Here is a 14985-nt window from a genome sequence, read left to right as displayed (position 1 = left end):
TAAGTAATCCCGCCGGATCGCGGGGGGTCGCCGACACACACCGACAACACCGAACGACGCAGCCTCTCCTGTCTGCCCCGGAAGTGCCCATGCAGCAGGGATGGCCTGTGCTGTGCCAGAAAGGGCGCTTCGTGGCCGATTCCGGCAACTCCAACGAGAACACCACCCCCTCCGAGGCAGTGGGCGCCACCGGCGCCGCCGGCGGTGAGAAGTCGTACGACGCCAGTGCGATCACCGTCCTGGAGGGCCTGGACGCGGTCCGCAAGCGGCCCGGCATGTACATCGGCTCGACCGGTGAGCGCGGCCTGCACCACCTGGTGTACGAGGTCGTCGACAACTCCGTCGACGAGGCCCTGGCCGGTCACGCGGACACCATCGACGTGACGATCCTGTCCGACGGCGGCGTCCGCGTCGTCGACAACGGCCGTGGCATCCCGGTCGGCATCGTGCCCTCCGAGGGCAAGCCCGCCGTCGAGGTCGTCCTGACCGTCCTGCACGCGGGCGGCAAGTTCGGCGGCGGCGGCTACGCCGTCTCCGGCGGTCTGCACGGCGTCGGCGTCTCCGTCGTCAACGCCCTGTCCACGCGCGTCGCGGTCGAGGTCAAGACCGACGGCTTCCGCTGGACCCAGGACTACAAGCTCGGCGTCCCGACCGCCCCGCTGCAGAAGAACGAGCCGACCGACGAGACCGGCACCTCCGTCACCTTCTGGGCCGACGGCGACATCTTCGAGACCACCGAGTACTCCTTCGAGACGCTCTCGCGGCGCTTCCAGGAGATGGCCTTCCTCAACAAGGGCCTGACCATCTCGCTGACCGACGAGCGCCCGGCCCACGTGGACGAGGAGGGCAAGCCGCTTGCCGTCCGCTACCACTACGAGGGCGGCATCTCCGACTTCGTGCGCTACCTCAACTCGCGCAAGGGCGAGGTCGTCCACCCGACGGTGATCGCCTTCGAGGCCGAGGACAAGGAGCGGATGCTCTCCCTCGAGGTCTCGATGCAGTGGAACACCCAGTACACCGAGGGTGTCTACAGCTTCGCGAACACCATCCACACCCACGAGGGCGGCACCCATGAGGAGGGCTTCCGCGCGGCGCTGACCGGTCTGATCAACCGCTACGCGCGCGACAAGAAGCTGCTGCGGGAGAAGGACGACAACCTCACGGGTGACGACATCCGCGAGGGCCTGACGGCGATCATCTCCGTCAAGCTGGGCGAGCCGCAGTTCGAGGGCCAGACCAAGACCAAGCTGGGCAACACCGAGGCCAAGACCTTTGTGCAGAAGGTCGTCCACGAGGAGCTCACGGACTGGCTGGACCGCAACCCCAACGAGGCCGCGGACATCATCCGCAAGTCCATCCAGGCCGCCACGGCCCGGGTCGCGGCCCGCAAGGCGCGCGACCTGACCCGCCGCAAGGGCCTGCTGGAGACGGCCTCGCTGCCCGGCAAGCTGTCGGACTGCCAGTCGAACGACCCGGCCAAGTGCGAGATCTTCATCGTCGAGGGCGACTCCGCCGGCGGCTCGGCCAAGTCCGGCCGCAACCCCGAGTACCAGGCGATCCTCCCGATCCGAGGCAAGATCCTCAACGTCGAGAAGGCCCGGATCGACAAGATCCTGCAGAACCAGGAGATCCAGGCGCTGATCTCGGCCTTCGGCACGGGTGTGCATGAGGACTTCGACATCGAGAAGCTCCGCTATCACAAGATCATCCTGATGGCGGACGCCGACGTCGACGGCCAGCACATCAACACCCTGCTGCTGACCTTCCTCTTCCGCTTCATGCGGCCGCTGGTCGAGGCCGGGCACGTCTACCTCTCGCGTCCCCCGCTCTACAAGATCAAGTGGGGCAAGGACGACGTCGAGTACGCCTACTCCGACCGCGAGCGCGACGCCCTGATCCAGCTCGGCCGGGAGAACGGCAAGCGGATCAAGGACGACTCCGTCCAGCGCTTCAAGGGTCTCGGTGAGATGAACGCCGAGGAGCTGCGCGTCACCACCATGGACGTCGACCACCGCGTGCTCGGCCAGGTCACCCTGGACGACGCCGCGCAGGCGGACGACCTGTTCTCGGTGCTCATGGGCGAGGACGTCGAGGCACGGCGCTCCTTCATCCAGCGCAACGCCAAGGACGTCCGCTTCCTCGACATCTGAGCCTGTCGGCCCACGACTAACTGCCGCAGCGCGAAAGGACTTTGAACAACCATGGCCGACGAGACTCCCGAGACCCCGACCGCCGCTCCCGTCCCCGAGGTCACTCCGGAGGGCGCGCCCGCGCCCCTGGAGGGCGTGGGGATGCGCGTCGAGCCCGTCGGGCTCGAGACGGAGATGCAGCGCTCGTACCTCGACTACGCGATGAGCGTCATCGTCTCGCGCGCGCTGCCCGACGTGCGGGACGGCCTCAAGCCGGTGCACCGCCGCGTGCTCTACGCGATGTACGACGGCGGCTACCGCCCCGAGAAGGGCTTCTACAAGTGCGCCCGCGTCGTCGGTGACGTGATGGGTACCTACCACCCGCACGGCGACGCCTCCATCTACGACGCCCTCGTCCGCCTCGCTCAGCCGTGGGCGATGCGGATGCCGCTGGTGGACTCCAACGGCAACTTCGGCTCGCCCGGCAACGACCCGGCCGCCGCCATGCGCTACACCGAGTGCAAGATGGCGCCGCTGTCGATGGAGATGGTCCGGGACATCGACGAGGACACCGTCGACTTCCAGGACAACTACGACGGCCGCAACCAGGAGCCGACGGTCCTGCCGTCGCGCATCCCCAACCTCCTGGTGAACGGTTCCGCCGGTATCGCGGTCGGCATGGCCACCAACATCCCGCCGCACAACCTGCGCGAGGTCGCCGAGGGTGCCCAGTGGTTCCTCGCCAACCCCGAGGCCTCCTCCGAGGAGCTGCTGGACGCGCTCATCGAGCGGATCAAGGGCCCCGACTTCCCGACCGGCGCCCTGGTGGTCGGCCGCAAGGGCATCGAGGAGGCCTACCGCACCGGCCGCGGCTCGATCACCATGCGCGCGGTCGTCGCGGTCGAGGAGATCCACAACCGCCAGTGCCTGGTGGTCACCGAGCTGCCCTACCAGGTCAACCCGGACAACCTCGCGCAGAAGATCGCCGACCTGGTGAAGGACGGCCGGATCGGCGGCATCGCCGACGTCCGCGACGAGACCTCCTCGCGCACCGGCCAGCGCCTGGTGATCGTCCTCAAGCGGGACGCGGTCGCCAAGGTCGTCCTCAACAACCTCTACAAGCACACCGACCTGCAGACCAACTTCGGCGCCAACATGCTGGCCCTGGTCGACGGCGTGCCGCGGACCCTGTCGCTGGACGCGTTCATCCGCAACTGGGTCACCCACCAGATCGAGGTCATCGTCCGGCGCACCCGCTTCCGGCTGCGCAAGGCCGAGGAGCGCGCCCACATCCTGCGCGGCCTGCTCAAGGCCCTGGACGCCATCGACGAGGTCATCGCGCTCATCCGGCGCAGCGACACCGTCGACGTCGCCCGCACGGGCCTGATGGACCTGCTGCGGATCGACGAGATCCAGGCCAACGCCATCCTCGAGATGCAGCTGCGCCGCCTGGCCGCCCTGGAGCGCCAGAAGATCACCGCCGAGCACGACGAGCTCCAGGCGAAGATCAACGAGTACAACGAGATCCTGGCCTCCCCCGAGCGCCAGCGCGGCATCATCAGCGACGAACTGACGGCCATCGTCGAGAAGTTCGGCGACGACCGGCGCAGCAAGCTCGTGCCCTTCGAAGGCGACATGTCCATCGAGGACCTGATCGCCGAGGAGGACATCGTCGTCACCATCACCCGCGGCGGCTACGTCAAGCGGACGAAGACCGACGACTACCGCTCGCAGAAGCGCGGCGGCAAGGGCGTGCGCGGCACGAAGCTGAAGGAAGACGACATCGTCGACCACTTCTTCGTCTCCACCACGCACCACTGGCTGCTGTTCTTCACCAACAAGGGCCGCGTCTACCGCGCCAAGGCCTACGAGCTGCCGGACGCCGGCCGGGACGCCCGCGGCCAGCACGTGGCGAACCTGCTGGCCTTCCAGCCGGACGAGCGCATCGCCCAGATCCTGGCCATCCGCGACTACGACGCCGCGCCGTACCTGGTGCTCGCCACGAAGTCCGGCCTGGTGAAGAAGACCTCGCTCAAGGACTACGACTCGCCCCGTTCCGGCGGTGTCATCGCCATCAACCTGCGCGAGACGGACAGCGGTGCGGAGGACGAGCTGATCGGCGCCGAGCTGGTCTCCTCGGACGACGACCTGCTGCTGATCAGCAAGAAGGCGCAGTCCATCCGGTTCACCGCTTCGGATGACGCCCTGCGGCCCATGGGCCGCGCCACCTCCGGCGTCAAGGGCATGAGCTTCCGCGAGGGCGACGAGCTGCTCTCGATGAGCGTGGTGCGCCCGGGCACGTTCGTCTTCACCGCGACCGACGGCGGTTACGCCAAGCGCTCCAGCGTCGACGAGTACCGCGTGCAGGGTCGCGGCGGCCTCGGCATCAAGGCCGCCAAGATCGTCGAGGACCGTGGTTCGCTGGTCGGAGCCCTGGTCGTCGAGGAGAACGACGAGATCCTCGCCATCACCCTCGGGGGCGGCGTGATCAGGACGCGGGTCAGCGAAGTCCGTGAAACCGGCCGTGACACCATGGGCGTCCAACTGATCAACCTGGGCAAGCGCGATGCCGTCGTGGGCATCGCCCGGAACGCCGAGGCCGGTCGTGAGGCTGAAGTGGTCGACGATGCGGCCGGAGCGGCCGAGATCGACGAGGCCGAGGTGGCCGAGGGCGCCGCGCCCCCGGTCGAGGACACCGAGGAGTAAGTCGTGAGTCGAGCCACGGGCGCCGCCACCAGCGGCGCGGGTACCGAGCGGCGGAGTTCCGCCCGGTCCGTCCCCGAGCAGGCGGAAGCCCGTGGCCCGGCCGACGACGGCGCCACCGCGCAGGGCGGTGACAACGAGGCCGCCGGGGCGGCGGGATCCGCGGCGGACGCCGCGAAGAAGGCCGGTTCCGCGGACGCCGGTGCGGATGCGGCCGGCGCGGCGGGGAAGGCTGCCGGCACGAAGGTGCCCGGCAAGGGCGCCGCCGGGGCGTCCGAGGGGGCCGACGAGGCCGACGAGGCCGCGGAGGCGACCCGGGCGACCAAGCTCACCAAGTCCTCCGGGGCGGCGAAGGCCGCCGCGTCCGGCGAGGGCTCCCGGGAGGACGACGCCAGGCCCGCAGGCAGGGGGAGGACCATGACGGACACCCGGGGCCCACAGCCCTACCACCCGCCGAAGGCGTACGAGCCTCCGGCCGAGGCGGCCGGGGCGGCTGCGGCCGACGGGCCCGGCGAGGGCGCCAAGGGCCGCAAGCCCGGCAAGGCGGCGAAGAACGAGAAGGCGCAGGAGGCCCGCAAGGCCCTGAACGCCGTCAAGAAGGCCGTGCAGGCTGCCGAGGCGGCCGAGGAGGGCGCCACCGCGGGCGCCATCCCCCGGCAGCAGTCCGCGGCCACGGCGGCCCGCCCGGCTCCGCGCACCCGCAAGGCGCGGCTGCGGGTGGCCAGGGTCGACCCCTGGTCGGTGATGAAGGTCAGCTTCCTGCTCTCGGTCGCGGTCGGCGTGTGCACGATCGTGGCGGCGGCGGTGCTGTGGGGCGTCATGGACGGCATGGGCGTCTTCTCGGCCGTCGGCGGCACGGTCAGCGACGCCACGGCCTCCGGCTCGGGCGAGGGCGGCGGCTTCGATCTGGAGTCGTTCCTGTCGCTGCCGCACGTGCTGCTCTTCACCACCGTCATCGCGATCATCGACGTCGTCCTGGCGACGGCGCTGGCCACGCTGGGCGCCTTCGTCTACAACCTCGCCGCGGGTTTCGTGGGCGGTGTGGAGCTGACGCTGGCCGAGGACGAATAGGCACTGCACACGACGGGGCCCGGGCGATTTTGGGACTGGGCCCCAAGTGCGCTAATCTTTCGGTGTCGCAAGGCGCGGGGCTATAGCTCAGACGGTTAGAGCGCTTCCCTGATAAGGAAGAGGCCACAGGTTCAAGTCCTGTTAGCCCCACAGGATCGATCGGCCCGGACGGAATTTCCGTCCGGGCCGATCGTCTTTGGGAGTTCGGCCGCGGTCGCCACCCTCGGGGGAGGGGACGCAGGTCACCGATCGGTATCGGCCGGTGTGTATCATCGGCCCCCAGAGGTCCCCTTACGTCGACGAAAGACGAGGTCGCGCGGTGAAGAAGCTGCTCCTGGTCGCACTGGCCGCCATCGGCGGGCTCCTCGTGTACCGGCAGATCCAGGCGGATCGTGCCGAGCAGGACCTGTGGACGGAGGCCACCGACTCCGTGCCCGCCGGCTCGAATGTGTGATCCACGACACGTGTGGAACCGGGCCCTGGCCGCAGCAGCGGTCGGGGCCCGGTTTTTTGCATCCGCAAATAAAATGATTGCGATGGTGAAGGCGCTCCCGGGCGGTCCGCGGACCGCCCCCGCCCTCAGCTGAGGTAGAGCGCCCACACGCCCGCGGCAAGGCACAACAGCGCCAGGACCAGCAGGGGTACGGCCACCTTCGCCGGCGGCCCCGTACGGCCCCGCGACGGCCCGTCACCGGCTGCCGCAGGTGCGGGCGGCGGCAGCGGGAGGGTGACCGGCGCCGGGGGCGTCCAGGCGCCGGTGGGCGGGTAGTTCGGCCGGGGCGGTACGGGCCCGGGGCGCTGCTCCGGTGCGGCCTCGGGCCCGCTCGGGCCGAAGCCCGGCGGCAGCGGCCCCAGCTGGTCGAAGATCTCGATGGGCTCCTCGTCCGCCGGCGGATCCCCCAGCAGCTCCACGGCCGCCGCCAGCGCTTTGCGCGCCCCCGTGGCCGTACGGAAGCGGGCGTACGGATCCGGGTGCAGCAGCCCCGCGACGACGTCCCACAGCGGCTCGGGGACCTCCCGCGGTGCGCCGGGGACGCCCTGCTCCGAGAAGCGCTCCACGAGCGCCTCGGCATCGGGTTTGCGGCCCGTGAGGAGATACAGGGCCACCAGGCCGACCGCGAAGAGGTCGGCGGGGAAGTCCGGTTCCTCGCCGAGCATTTGCTCCGGCGCGAAGTAACCCGGTGTTCCCATGACGAAGTTGGTCTCCGTCAGTCGCGGCTCGCCCTTGCGCATGGCGATGCCGAAATCCGAGAGCCGTAAATGCGGCCGGCCCGTTCCCGTCACCTCCAAAAGGAGATTGGCGGGCTTGATGTCGCGGTGCACCACGCCCTCGGTGTGCACGGCGGTCAGACCGGACAGCAGCTGGTCCAGCAGCACGCAGACGTAATGCGGCGGCAAGGGCCCGTAGTCGCCGATGAGATGGGCGAGCGAACCGCCGCCCACCAGCTCCATGGTGAACAGCACCTTGTCGTCGTCGGCGGCCCAGCTCATCGGTGCCAGCACATGGGGATGGTCGATGCGCAGCGCCTGCTCCCGGACGAACCTCAGCAGGGTGTGCGCATCGCTGTGCTGCAGCACCTTCGCGGCCACGTAGCGCCGTCGCCGGCGGTCCCAGGCCCGCCACACGGCTCCCGCGCCGCCCCGTCCGATGGGGTCCACCAGCACGTACCGACCAGCGAAGACCTCACCCATGTCGTTCGCGTCGCCCCCCGTCCGGCGCGGTCAGCTCTGGTGCGCCTCGTAGTGCGCGACCGCCTCGGCGGTCCGCCCGGCGCCGTAGACGCGCAGGAACTCGGCCAGTTCCGGATGGGTGGGGGCGAGGGCCTCGGCGGCGTCGATGATGTCCCCCGCACCCGCCACCGAGCGCAGCAGCGACTGGATCTCCCGCACGACCCGGCGCACGGTCGGCGCACCGCTGCTGGCCGTCGTCTGCGTGGAGTTGAGGACCGAGCCGCCCGAGCTGCGCTTGACCTCCTCCATCCGCTCGGCGGCCTCCGCGGCGCTCACGGTGCCGTCCGCGACCTGGCCGGAGAGCTCCTGCAGCGCCTGTACCCGCTGCACCACGGCCGGGTTGCCGATCTTCGCCCGCTGACCGCTCATCAGCTGGGAGAGCATGGGCGCCGAAAGCCCCAGAACGGACGCGAGACGTGCCTGGTTGAGCCCCAGATCGTCGATGAGCCGGCGAAAGAGCGCCCCCAACGGCTCCCCGTACCAGCTCCTCTGCAGCTCTCGTGCGCGGGCGGTGGCTTCCTGCTGTGCTGCGTCCATCTCGCTCTCCCCTTCGCTTCGCTGCAGCGAATCTTGCGGTGCATCCTACGGAGAGCGGTGGGTCGCGGCGATACCCGGTCGGGAAACACTGCCGGCACCGGGTAGTCTGTCCCCGACGGGGCCTTAGCTCAGTTGGTAGAGCGCTGTCTTTGCATGGCAGATGTCAGGGGTTCGACTCCCCTAGGCTCCACATGATCAGACCCCTCTGACCTGCGTAAACGCAGTCAGAGGGGTCTTTTGTCACCCGGCGCCGGGGCGGTTTTCGCCGTCAGGGCCGGTCGTCGTCGCCGTGCGGGGCGGCGTCGGTGTCGGCGCGGTCCTGTTTGGCCTGGACCTCCGGGTCGAGAGTGGCCGGGGAGCTGCCGTCGACCGAGGTGAGGGTGGCGCGGTCGGCCGGTTCGGTGGCCTCCGGGGGCTCCAGGAGCCAGTCGGGGTTGGACTGGCGGTCCCACCACTTCCACGCGGCCACGGCGCCGCCGACCAGGAGGCCGAGGACCAGCAGTCGCTTGGCGGCGCGGCCGGTGCGGCAGCGGCGGGAGTTGCGGCGGGTGATCTTCCGGACGTCGGATGCGGAGACCTGGCCGCGCAGTGCGGCGAGGGCGGCGGTGCCGCGGGAGAGCGCCTCGTCGCGGACGGGCTCGGCGAGGGCGCGGGCCTTGACCGCGGCCTGGTCGATCGCGGGGGGCAGGGCGCCCCGGGCGTGTTCGATGCGGGGTTGGAGATGGGTGTCGTACTGCGCCCGGGCCTGGTGTGCGGCCTCGGCGACCTTCGGTGCGAGGCGCGTCTTGGCCTCGTGCGCGTAGTGCACGGCCGTGTCCTTGGCCGTGCCGGCGTAGGGAGCCACCACCTCCGCGGCGTGGCGCACGCTGTCCTTCGCGGAATTCGTTGCGGCGCGCACGCTGTCCTTGCGGGTCACGGGAACCTCCTCCTCGGTGGCGTATGGTTTGTCGCCTTTCCACCCAGTGGAAAAATCATGCCTGCCGGCCGGCGGTCCGGCAGTGCGGGGCGCGCATCCGGGTCACGGTCCGTCCGTGGGGCACGCACCGTGCGAGGATCGGTAGCCGTCAGTGACCACTATGGAAGGTAGATCGTGGCCGAGCAGCTCTACGCCACCTTGAAGACCAACCAGGGCGACATCGAGATCCGGCTGCTGCCGAATCACGCCCCCAAGACCGTCCGGAACTTCGTCGAGCTCGCCAAGGGCGAGCGCGAGTGGGTGAACCCCGAGACGGGCGAGAAGACCACGGACAAGCTGTACGACGGCACGATCTTCCACCGTGTCATCGAGGGCTTCATGATCCAGGGCGGTGACCCGCTGGGCAACGGCACCGGCGGCCCGGGCTACAAGTTCGCGGACGAGTTCCACCCGGACCTCGCCTTCACCAAGCCCTACCTGCTGGCCATGGCCAACGCCGGTCCGGGCACCAACGGCTCGCAGTTCTTCATCACCGTCTCGCCGACCACCTGGCTGACCGGCAAGCACACCATCTTCGGCGAGGTCGCCAACGACGCCAGCAAGAAGGTCGTGGACGCCATCGCCGCGACGCAGACCAACCCGCGCACCGACCGTCCGGTCAACGACGTGACCATCGAGTCCGTCGTCATCGAGTCCCGCTGAGCGACCGCGCGCTTCGTGGGAACCTGGCGCCCCGCCCGTCCGTATGACGGGCGGGGCCGCGCGTTGTGAGGGGCGAGGGGAAGAAGATGAACGACCAGGCCGTCCGCTGCTACCGGCACCCGGACCGGGAGACCGGCGTCCACTGCGTGCGCTGCGAGCGCCCGATCTGCCCGGAGTGCATGGTCAGCGCCTCGGTGGGCTTCCAGTGCCCGCCGTGCGTGAGCGGCGGCGAGGGCACCGGGGCCGGGCCGCACGCCGGCGCGAGCGCGCCGCGCACGATCGCCGGCAGCGTGCAGGTGGCCGATCCGCGCCTGGTGACCAAGACGCTGATCGGGATCAACGTCGCCCTGTGGATCGCCGTCATGGCCACGGGGGAGCAGCTCGGCCGCTCGCTGGATCTGATCGGCAAGGCCTCCTACGACGGCGTGACGCCGGAGGGCGTCGCCGAGGGGCAGTGGTACCGGCTGCTGACGGCGATGTTCATGCACGACACGCCCGCGCCCACCCACATCCTCTTCAACATGATCTCGCTGTGGTTCCTCGGGCCGCCGCTGGAGGCCGCCCTGGGCCGGGTGCGCTACCTCGCGCTGTACCTGCTCTCCGGCCTCGGGGGCAGCGCGCTGACCTACCTGCTGGCCGCGCCCAACCAGCCCTCGCTGGGTGCCTCCGGGGCGATCTTCGGCCTGCTGGGCGCCACGGCCGTGCTGCTGCGCCGGCTGAAGTACGACATGCGCCCGGTGATGGCGCTGCTCGTGCTCAACCTGATCTTCACCTTCACCTGGGCCGACATCGCCTGGCAGGCCCACGTCGGCGGCCTGGTGGTGGGCACGGTCGTGGCGTACGCGATGGTGCACGCGCCGCGCGGCAGACGGGTGCTGGTGCAGCGCCTGGCGTGCGCGGCGGTGCTCGCCGTGATCGTCGCCCTGGTGGTCGTGCGGACGCTGCAGCTCACCTGACCGGCGCAGTGCACGGGGGCCGGGGCGGCTGCCTGCGGCCCTCACTCACACGTGTGGCCCAACGGGTTGTCCACAGCGCGCGCAGAATCTTGTGCACGGGGTGAAGGAACGGCCGTTCCCTCGCCCCGCACCCGGCGCACACCCGCTCCGATCTGCGTTTCTGCTGGAAGACGCCGGTGTGGACCATGGATACGCAGTGCTTGCGACCAGTCACACCGGCGTCAACCCGCAGGTGGTTATCCACAGATCTTCAGAGTTTTCCCCACTGTGGACGAGGGTGTGGATAACTCGCTGCCAGGCTCAGGGCAGAGCTACCACCGCGCTACTTCCACTGGGTGGAGACGACGAACCCCGCGGCGATGAAACCGAAGCCCACGACGATGTTCCAGTTGTGCAGCGACTCGATCGGCATGTCGCCGCTCGTCACGTAGAAGACGACGATCCACGCCAGCCCGATCAGGAACATCGCCAGCATCAACGGCGCCACCCAACGGCGCCCGGTGTTCAGCTTGATGCTCTGCTGCTGCTTCACCGGCGGCGGCGTGAAGTCGTCTTTCTTGCGGATCCGTGACTTCGGCACGAGGGAACTCTCCTGTCGATGCGCTGCGTGACCGCGCTGGGCTTGCATGGGGCCGGGCTTACGGGGGACGACCGCCGGGGCGGGAGCGACGGGGAGCGCTTCCTTCCCCGGGCGTCCGTTAGCGTAGTGCTTCCGCGGCGTCGGAGAGGATAAGGGTACGGTGAGTAATTCTGCGGACTCCACCAGCCGGCCTGCTCGGCGCTTCCGGCCGGTCCGGCTGCTGACCGGTGGCGTCTTCGCCCTCGCCGGCCTCATCTTCTGGATGAGCTTCAACACCGCACAGGGCACCAACATCCGCACCGACGCCTCCATGCTGCGTCTGTCCGACCTCATCCAGGAGCGCAGCCGCAAGAACGGCGAGTTGGAGGACAGCGCCGCGGCCGCCCGGGCGCAGGTCGACGCCCTCGCCCGGCGCGACAACGGCAACACCGCCGCCGAGGACAAGCGGCTCGACGCCCTGGAGAAGGCCGCCGGCACGCAGAAGATCAGCGGATCCGGCCTGACCGTCACCCTCACCGACGCCCCGCCCAACGCCACCGCCCGCATCCCCGGCGTCCCCCAGCCGCAGCCCAACGACCTCGTCATCCACCAGCAGGACCTGCAGGCCGTCGTCAACGCCCTGTGGCGGGGCGGCGCGCAGGGCATCGAGGTCATGGACCAGCGGCTGATCTCCACCAGCGCCGTGCGCTGCGTGGGCAACACCCTCATCCTGCAGGGCCGCGTCTACTCCCCGCCCTACAAGGTCACCGCCGTCGGCGACCGCGGCGCCCTGCGCAAGGCGCTGGACTCCTCCCCCGCGATCCAGAACTACCTGCAGTACGTGGCGGCCTACGGCCTCGGCTGGAAAGTCGACCAGCACGACGCGGTGACTCTTCCGGGGTACTCCGGCACAGTGGACCTCCACTACGCCAAGCCCGTGGGATGACGCCCCGCGGGAAGGGGGCCGACCGGTGGGCTTACGACTGCTCGTGCGGACGCTCAGCGAACTGTGCCTGACCGCCGGGGCGCTGATCGTGCTGTTCGTGGTCTACGTCCTGTACTGGACGGGGGTGCGGGCCGACGACGCCATGGAGCGTGAGATCGGCCGCCTGCAGCAGCAATGGGCCGCGGACCGCACCGCCGGTGCCCCGGCCGGGCAGGCGCCCGGCGGCGCACCACCGGCGGGCGGCGATCCGCAGGCGCCCGTGGCGCCGACCCCCGGCGCCGGCCCGGACCCGGGAGCCGCACCGCCCGCTCCCGGCTCCGGCGCACAGCACCGGGCCGCCCCGGCGCAGGGAGGTACGGGCGGTACGGGCCCGCGCCCCGGTGCGCCGTTCGCCGTGATGACCATCCCCCGCTTCGGTGCCGGCTGGGCCAAGCCCGTCCTGGAGGGCACCGGCACCGACCTGCTCAAACGGGGCCTGGGACACTACGCGGGCACCGCCGGCCCGGGCGGCGCGGGCAACTTCGCGGTCGCCGGCCACCGGCGCACGTACGGCGATCCGTTCAAGGACCTGCCCGCCCTGCGCCCGGGGGACGCGGTCGTGCTGACCGTGGGGGCCGTCCGCCACACCTACCGCGTCGACACCCGCCCCTATCGGACGCTGCCCACCGACACCGCAGTGATCGACCCCGTGCCCGCGGCGGCCGGCTACCGCGAGAGCGGGCGCTACCTGACGCTGACCACCTGCGACCCCGAATGGGGGCACAGCCACCGGCTGGTCGTCTGGGGCCATTTGGAGAGCACGGAGGGCCTTTCGCCGCCGGCGCAAGCCGAGCCCAAAGCTTTGCCCGGCTGACCCCGCCGCACGTGGGCCGCCCCGTACCCTGGTGGCTGCAAACGACCGACAACCTTCGGCGAGTGGGTAGAGCATGTACGGCTGGATCTGGCGTCATCTGCCGGGCAACGCATGGGTGAAGGCGCTGATCTCCCTGCTGCTCGTGCTGGGGATCGTCTACGCCCTCTTCCAGTACGTCTTCCCCTGGGCGGAACCGCTCCTGCCGTTCAACGATGTGACGGTCGACAACGGCATGCCGGCCGGTGCCCCCGTGACCGCCGGCCACGGAATGGCGGTGACCCGGTGAGCGCACGCATCCTCGTCGTGGACAACTACGACAGCTTCGTCTTCAACCTCGTGCAGTACCTCTACCAGCTCGGCGCCGAGTGCGAGGTGCGGCGCAACGACGAGGTGGAGCCCGCCCACGCCCAGGACGGCTTCGACGGCGTCCTGCTCTCGCCCGGCCCCGGCGCCCCCGAACAGGCCGGCGTGTGCATCGACATGGTGCGCCACTGCGCGAACACCGGCGTGCCCGTCTTCGGCGTCTGCCTGGGCATGCAGTCGATGGCGGTCGCCTACGGCGGCGTCGTCGACCGCGCCCCCGAGCTGCTGCACGGCAAGACCTCGCTCGTCACGCACGAGGGCAAGGGCGTCTTCCAGGGCCTTCCCTCGCCCTTCACGGCCACCCGCTACCACTCCCTGGCCGTCGACCGGCAGCAGTGGCCGGACGAGCTGGAGATCACCGCCTGGACCGCCCCCTCCGACGCGGCCCCGGGGGGCATCGCGATGGGCCTGCGCCACCGCGACCTGCCGGTCGAGGGCGTGCAGTTCCACCCCGAGTCGGTGCTCACCGAGTGGGGCCACCGGATGCTGGCCAACTGGCTCGCCGCCTGCGGCGACACGGGGGCGGTGGAACGTTCCGCCGGTCTGGCCCCGGTGGTGGGCAAGGCCGGGGCGTGACGGCCACGCGGCCCGAGCAGGACCCCCTGCTGCTGCCGCGGCGCACCACGTACGGGACCGGAACCGCGTCGTACGGCTCCGGGGCCGGCACCGGGAGCGGGTACACCCCCGGCAGCGTCTCGCAGCCGCTGCCGCCCGAGGACGCCCCCACCATGACGCTGCGCCGCGTCGAGCCGGCGCCGCCCGTCGCGACCGGGGGGCGTGCGGCGCGGCGCAAGGCCGCCCGGCGCGCCGTGCGCGCCCGCCGCGACAGCGTGGGCGTGATCGTGAGCCGTCTGATGGGCGAGCTGTTCATCACCGTCGGCGTGGTGATGCTGCTGTTCGTCGCCTACCAGCTGTGGTGGACGAACGTCAGGGCCCAGCAGCAGGCCGGCGGCGCCGCCAGGGACCTGCGGCACAGCTGGGAGCAGGGCGGGGGGAACCGGGCCGCCGGGGAGTTCTCCCCCGGGCAGGGATTCGCGATCATCTACATCCCCAAGCTCGACGTGAAGGCGCCCATCGCCCAGGGCGTCGGCAAGCACCAGGTGCTGGACCGCGGCATGGTCGGCCACTACGCCGAGGGCGCCCTGAAGACGGCCATGCCCTGGGACAAGGACGGCAACTTCGCGCTGGCCGGGCACCGCAACACGCACGGCGAGCCGTTCCGCTACGTCAACCGGCTGCAGCCCGGTGACAAGATCGTTGTGGAGACGCGGGACACCTTCTACACCTACGAGATGACCAGCCGACTGGACCAGACGTCCCCGGCGAACACGCGGGTCATCGCCCCCGTCCCGGCCGGCTCCGGCTTCACCGGCCCCGGCCGCTACATCACGCTGACCACCTGCACCCCGGAGTTCACCAGTACGTACCGCTTGATCGTGTGGGGCAAGATGGTCGAGGAGCGGCCGCGGAGCAAGGGCAAGCCGGACGCGCTCGTCAACTGAGACACGCAGAACGGGGT

The 14985-nt window shown here is 70.5% G+C and carries 15 protein-coding genes and 2 tRNA genes; 13 read left to right on the top strand and 4 right to left on the bottom strand.

The genetic code is table 11. The features are described 5' to 3' along the window. Positions 1-107 precede the first annotated feature (107 nt). The 5 genes from gyrB (at position 108) to AC27L3_RS08260 (ending at position 6357) form a co-directional block, all read left to right on the top strand. Complete coding sequence (gene gyrB / locus AC27L3_RS08280; protein ID WP_487233345.1) at positions 108-2150, top strand: DNA topoisomerase (ATP-hydrolyzing) subunit B; 2043 nt, start codon at positions 108-110, stop codon at positions 2148-2150. A gap of 51 nt (positions 2151-2201) precedes the next feature. Further along, positions 2202-4835: a DNA gyrase subunit A gene (gyrA, locus tag AC27L3_RS08275; protein WP_487233344.1), complete on the top strand. Its 2634-nt coding sequence runs from the start codon at positions 2202-2204 to the stop codon at positions 4833-4835. A gap of 3 nt (positions 4836-4838) precedes the next feature. Beyond that, on the top strand, positions 4839-5903 hold the full coding sequence (locus AC27L3_RS08270; protein WP_487233343.1) for a DUF3566 domain-containing protein: 1065 nt from the start codon (positions 4839-4841) through the stop codon (positions 5901-5903). A 76-nt stretch (positions 5904-5979) separates the two neighbouring features. Beyond that, a tRNA-Ile gene (locus tag AC27L3_RS08265) sits at positions 5980-6053 on the top strand. A gap of 169 nt (positions 6054-6222) precedes the next feature. Continuing rightward, positions 6223-6357 carry a DLW-39 family protein gene (locus tag AC27L3_RS08260; RefSeq protein ID WP_344432996.1) on the top strand — a complete coding sequence of 45 codons (135 nt, stop codon included), beginning with the start codon at positions 6223-6225 and terminating at the stop codon, positions 6355-6357. A 125-nt stretch (positions 6358-6482) separates the two neighbouring features. On the opposite strand, the gene AC27L3_RS08255 is transcribed toward AC27L3_RS08260, so the two are convergent. Further along, positions 6483-7595: a serine/threonine-protein kinase gene (locus AC27L3_RS08255; RefSeq protein WP_487233342.1), complete on the bottom strand. Its 1113-nt coding sequence runs from the start codon at positions 7593-7595 to the stop codon at positions 6483-6485. A 30-nt stretch (positions 7596-7625) separates the two neighbouring features. Further along, the gene (locus AC27L3_RS08250) at positions 7626-8171 is read right to left on the bottom strand and encodes a helix-turn-helix domain-containing protein (protein WP_487233341.1); all 546 of its coding nucleotides are present in this window, start codon (positions 8169-8171) and stop codon (positions 7626-7628) included. Between the two features lie 117 nt (positions 8172-8288). On the opposite strand from AC27L3_RS08250, the gene AC27L3_RS08245 reads away from it, so the two are divergent. Then, positions 8289-8361: transfer RNA gene (locus tag AC27L3_RS08245), tRNA-Ala, on the top strand. A gap of 78 nt (positions 8362-8439) precedes the next feature. On the opposite strand, the gene AC27L3_RS08240 is transcribed toward AC27L3_RS08245, so the two are convergent. Continuing rightward, the gene (locus AC27L3_RS08240; RefSeq protein ID WP_487233340.1) at positions 8440-9087 is read right to left on the bottom strand and encodes a DUF5324 family protein; all 648 of its coding nucleotides are present in this window, start codon (positions 9085-9087) and stop codon (positions 8440-8442) included. A gap of 174 nt (positions 9088-9261) precedes the next feature. Between AC27L3_RS08240 and AC27L3_RS08235 the strand changes: the two genes are divergently transcribed. Both AC27L3_RS08235 and AC27L3_RS08230 read left to right on the top strand, forming a co-directional pair. Beyond that, entirely contained in the window at positions 9262-9789 is a 528-nt protein-coding gene (locus AC27L3_RS08235) for a peptidylprolyl isomerase (RefSeq protein WP_487233339.1), read from the top strand. Positions 9790-9875: 86 nt separating this feature from the next. Continuing rightward, positions 9876-10745 (top strand): rhomboid family intramembrane serine protease, encoded by an 870-nt coding sequence (locus AC27L3_RS08230; RefSeq protein WP_487233338.1) that lies wholly within the window; start codon positions 9876-9878, stop codon positions 10743-10745. A 322-nt stretch (positions 10746-11067) separates the two neighbouring features. Here the strand turns inward: AC27L3_RS08230 and crgA are convergent, their stop codons facing one another. Then, positions 11068-11325, bottom strand: a complete 258-nt coding sequence (gene crgA, locus AC27L3_RS08225) for a cell division protein CrgA (RefSeq protein WP_487233337.1) — start codon at positions 11323-11325, stop codon at positions 11068-11070. 160 nt (positions 11326-11485) lie between these two features. Here crgA and AC27L3_RS08220 point away from each other — a divergent pair, with 160 nt between their 5' ends. The 5 genes from AC27L3_RS08220 to AC27L3_RS08200 all read left to right on the top strand — a co-directional run bounded on the left by AC27L3_RS08220 (position 11486) and on the right by AC27L3_RS08200 (position 14968). Continuing rightward, positions 11486-12250, top strand: coding sequence for a DUF881 domain-containing protein (locus AC27L3_RS08220; RefSeq protein ID WP_487233336.1), 765 nt, complete (start codon positions 11486-11488; stop codon positions 12248-12250). A 25-nt stretch (positions 12251-12275) separates the two neighbouring features. Further along, positions 12276-13103: a class E sortase gene (locus tag AC27L3_RS08215; protein ID WP_487233335.1), complete on the top strand. Its 828-nt coding sequence runs from the start codon at positions 12276-12278 to the stop codon at positions 13101-13103. 73 nt (positions 13104-13176) lie between these two features. Continuing rightward, on the top strand, positions 13177-13389 hold the full coding sequence (locus AC27L3_RS08210; protein ID WP_487233334.1) for a hypothetical protein: 213 nt from the start codon (positions 13177-13179) through the stop codon (positions 13387-13389). Next, positions 13386-14042: an aminodeoxychorismate/anthranilate synthase component II gene (locus AC27L3_RS08205; protein WP_487233333.1), complete on the top strand. Its 657-nt coding sequence runs from the start codon at positions 13386-13388 to the stop codon at positions 14040-14042. The genes AC27L3_RS08210 and AC27L3_RS08205 overlap by 4 nt, the downstream gene beginning before the upstream one ends. Continuing rightward, complete coding sequence (locus tag AC27L3_RS08200) at positions 14039-14968, top strand: class E sortase (protein WP_487233332.1); 930 nt, start codon at positions 14039-14041, stop codon at positions 14966-14968. The genes AC27L3_RS08205 and AC27L3_RS08200 overlap by 4 nt, the downstream gene beginning before the upstream one ends. Positions 14969-14985 lie beyond the last annotated feature (17 nt).

The sequence above is a fragment of the Streptomyces sp. PKA51 genome (genome assembly GCF_057552455.1).
The sequence above is the reverse complement of the archived record's forward strand: the minus strand, read 5'-3'. Positions and strand labels throughout refer to the sequence as shown.